Source organism: Microbacterium sp. ISL-103, from assembly GCF_018613995.1.
Classification (GTDB): domain Bacteria; phylum Actinomycetota; class Actinomycetes; order Actinomycetales; family Microbacteriaceae; genus Microbacterium.
Window position 1 is genome coordinate 1 of record NZ_JAGGPD010000311.1, and the last position, 4,049, is coordinate 4,049.

The 4,049-nt window shown below is 68.1% G+C and carries 4 protein-coding genes; all 4 read left to right on the forward strand.

Going from position 1 to position 4,049, the window contains the following annotated elements; genetic code table 11:
• Window positions 1-752, forward strand: a 752-nt coding sequence (locus J7E68_RS11925; protein WP_215172846.1) for a SpaA isopeptide-forming pilin-related protein, incomplete at its 5' end; no start/stop codon positions are given.
• Window positions 753-817: 65 nt separating this feature from the next.
• Window positions 818-2,299, forward strand: a complete 1,482-nt coding sequence (locus J7E68_RS11930) for a SpaH/EbpB family LPXTG-anchored major pilin (protein WP_215172848.1) — start codon at window positions 818-820, stop codon at window positions 2,297-2,299.
• A 102-nt stretch (window positions 2,300-2,401) separates the two neighbouring features.
• The gene (locus J7E68_RS11935) at window positions 2,402-3,364 is read left to right on the forward strand and encodes a class C sortase (protein WP_215172850.1); all 963 of its coding nucleotides are present in this window, start codon (window positions 2,402-2,404) and stop codon (window positions 3,362-3,364) included.
• Complete coding sequence (locus J7E68_RS11940; RefSeq protein ID WP_215172852.1) at window positions 3,361-3,957, forward strand: hypothetical protein; 597 nt, start codon at window positions 3,361-3,363, stop codon at window positions 3,955-3,957. Before J7E68_RS11935 ends, J7E68_RS11940 begins: the two co-directional genes overlap by 4 nt.
• Window positions 3,958-4,049: the final 92 nt, after the last annotated feature.

Below are 4,049 nucleotides of genomic sequence, written 5' to 3' on the forward strand. Positions count from 1 at the left end.
TCGACGTCACCAACACCGGAAACGTCACCGTCGCGAGCATCACCGTGGTCGATGACCGGCTGACGCAGCAGAACGTCACGGTGACCTGCACTCCGACGTCCCTCGCCCCGACCCAGGTGTCGCACTGCGTCGCGAACGCGCCCTATGTCATCACTCAACCGGATGCCGACGCGAAGAAGGTCGTGAACACGGCCCATTCCACCGGGAATGATCCCGATGGCGGACCGGTGCGCTCGAACAACGACAGCACCGAGACGCCCATCGAGCCCTTCCGCATCCCGCTGAAGGTCGAGAAGGTCGGCGAAGCGTCTGCGAACACGTGGGTGCGCATGGATGGCTCGTCGTTCGCCGTGCTCGCCGACGCGAACGGTGAGCCGGGTGCGGCACTGCCGTTCACGATCGATGACGTCGAGACCGGGCTGTTCCAGATCGACAGCATCCCGGCGGGCACCTACTGGCTGAGTGAGGTCACCGCCCCCGACGGGTTCAGTCTGCTCGCGGACCCGGTGAAGTTCATCATCAACGCCGACCGCACGGTCAGTGTCGCCGGCGGCGGCGACCAGGCGGTCACGGCCACCGGCCAGATCATCACGGTGCGAGACGTCCCGGCGATGACGCTTCCGACCACCGGAGGAACGGGACCGCTGCCCTACATCCTCGCCGGCTCGCTGACCGTGCTCGGTGCGGGAGGGCTGGCCCTGTGGATGCGCCGCCGCAGCACCCGCGCAGAGACCGAAGACCCGCAGATCTGATCTGCACTCACAAGACCACCACCTGAATACCGCCAGGGCTACCTGGCCACCGAGAGAGAGACACAGTGAACACTGACAACACACGGCGCGGATCCCGCGTCGCGGCCGGCCTGCTCGCCGCAGGTGTCGCCGCGCTGACCCTCGCCGCGCCGGCAAGCGCTGCGACGCCCAACCTCGTCGACCCGGATGCGACCGGTTCGCTGACCATCCACAAGTTCGAAGCTCCGGAGACGCCGACCGGTCTTCCGAACGACGGCACCGAGCAGGATGTCGCCCTGTCGCCTCTTCCCGGAGTCGGCTTCACCGTCTACAAGGTCGATGCCATCGACCTCACCAGCAACCAGGGCTGGGTGGACGCCAACGACCTCGCCGATCTCGCTCCTGACAGCGTCGCCGACATCACGGCGGCCGGCTACACCGCGAGCGCCGTCGGCGGCCAGACCCTGACCGACGCGAACGGCGAGATCGCCCTCGCAGACCTCGAGCTCGGTCTCTACTTCGTCGTCGAGACGGCTCCCTTGAGCGGATCGACGGCGGTCGCCCCCTTCCTCGTGACTGTGCCGCTCACCGATCCGGCGTCTGATGCCAACTGGCTCTACGACGTGCACGTCTACCCGAAGAACGCACTGACCGGCGCCACCAAGACCGTCGAGGACTCGGCCGACATCAAGCTCGGCGACGAGATCGACTTCACGATCACGACCGACATCCCGAACGTCGCCGTCATCGACGGCTACAAGGTCGTCGACACGCTCGACGCCAAGCTCGACTACGTCAGCGCGGCGGTCACGCTCGTCGACGGCACCACGCTCGCCGCGACCGACTACACGGTCGCCCACGACACCACCACCAATGCGGTGACGGTCGAGTTCACGGCCTCGGGTCTCGCGGTCCTCGCGGCGCACCCGGCCACCCAGGTGCAGGTCGTTCTCACGGCCGCCGTCAACACCGTCGGCGAGATCTCGAACACCGCGGTGCTCTACCCGAACCTCGGTTCGTACACGGTCGAGCCCGGCGAGCCCGGCGGACCCACGGTCACGCCCGAGGTCGTCACCAAGTGGGGCGACATCACGATCGAGAAGACCGACAAGGCGGGCGCACCCCTCACCGGTGCAGTCTTCTCGGTCTACCCGACCGAGCAGGACGCGATCGACGGCACCAACGCGATCGCCCTCGGCGGCGCGACCGAGTTCGCCGTCGCTGCAGACGGCACCGTGACCATCTCGGGCCTTCGCTACTCCGACTGGGCCGACAACGCCGCAGTCGCCGCCGGTGACGACGGCTACCAGACGTACTGGCTCGCCGAGATCGTCGCGCCCGACGGCTTCGAGCTGCTCGCCGCTCCGATCGAGTTCACCGTGACGGCAGCCACCACGGCCGCCGGAATCGACCTCGAGGTCGTCAACGTCCCCTCCAACGCCGGCTTCACGCTGCCGTTGACCGGTGGCGCCGGCACCACCCTGTTCCTGGCCGGCGGCGTGCTGCTGCTCGGCGGAGCAGTCCTGCTCGCCATCCGCAGCCGCCGCAAGGTCGGCGTCGAGGCGTAGCACGATGACTGGCCGTGCGGGGGAGGTGTCGAGGTCCCTTCCCCCGCACGGCCCATTCGTCCCCGCACTTCCCCTCGTCTTCATCCACTGAGAGAGCGCAGCATGACCCTCATCGACGTGTCCGGGCAGGACGCCTCCGCGCGCTCCGCCCGGCGCGCCACCTCGCGGCGGAGGCGCTGGGGGTGGAACCAGGCGATCGTGATGCTCATCGCGACCGTCGGAATCACCGTGCTCGTCTACCCGACCGCCGCCTCATGGTTCTCGGCCTGGAGCCACGACACCGAGGTCGACGGCTATGTGCAGTCGGTCGAGCAGGTTCCCGACGACCAGGTCGAGACGATGCTCGCCGCGGCAGACGAGTACAACCTGAATCTGCCGACCGGGCCCCTGCGCGATCCGTACGCACTCGGCGCCGACGGCCAGCAGACCGCAGTCGGCGACGGTGCCGCCGCGTACTTCGACACGCTCCGCACCGACGGAACCGACGCGATGGCCCGGGTGCGGATCCCGAGCATCCATGTCGATCTGCCGATCTTCCACGGCACCGACGAAGAGACGCTGTCTCGAGGCATCGGGCATCTCTACGGCTCATCCCTGCCTGTGGGCGGCCCGGGCACGCACGCCGTGCTCACCGGGCACAACGGCTTCGTGCAGGCGACGCTCTTCGACGACATCGACGAACTCGTCGACGGTGACGTCATCGTGGTCACGACGTTCGGCGAAGACCTGTACTACGAGGTCGACCAGACCGTGACCGTGCTGCCGGACGACACGGAAGAGCTGCGTCAGGTGGCAGGCAAGGACTACATCACGCTCGTGACCTGCACGCCGACGGGCGTGAACACGCACCGTCTGCTGGTGCGCGCCGAGCGCATCGACGCTCCGGCAGACGGGTCATCCGTCACCACCCTCCAGGACACGACCGACCCGGCCGGATTCCCCTGGTGGGCACTGCTCGTCGTCGGCGTCCCTGCACTCACCTTCGTCGTCGTCGCCCCTCGCCGCTCGCGTCGCAGCCGCAGGCAGAGGCGATCGACGCCCCGCGACTCCGCGTCCGCCTCATGACGGTCGACGTCGAGGTCGACCGCGCGGATGCGGATCGGCAGCGTTCCGGCGAAACCGTCGCGTCTCGCCCTCCACGGCGGCGGATCGGTCTGCTCGTGCCGAGCATCGTGCTGGTGGGTGTCGGTGCGGTGCTGCTCGCCGCATCCGTGATGGTGCCCGACCTCGTCGACAAGGTGACCGGAGACGTCAAGGTGTCGGTGTTGAAGCAGCTCGGACAGGTGTTCGCTCCCGACGACCTTCCGTCGATCAGGCGCGGAGCCGAAGGCGGGATGGGCGAGCTGGATCGCTGCGACGGCAGCTTCACAGAGATGGTCAGCTACCGGATCGACGACGTGCTGCCTCTGTTCGCCGCCCACAACAACTGCGGGGGAGACGTGATCCTCGGCTGGGATCTCGGTCAGCGTGTGATGGTCGACGGCTCCGACGTCGTCTACGAGGTCGTCGAGGAACGCCACACGCCCAAGTGGTCGGACGTCGAGGAGCTTGCCGGCATGTCGGGGGAGTTCATGGTGCAGACCTGCTTCTACGGCGAGAACAGGATGCGCTTCCTCTCGCTCGCGCCCGTCGATCCGCACGCGAGCGCCGACGGATGAGCCTGCCATCCGCGACCGATCTCGTCGACGATCTCGACCCGCCGGACGAGCCGTCCGACGACCTGATCATCGAGGCCGTGCGCGGCGGCGAC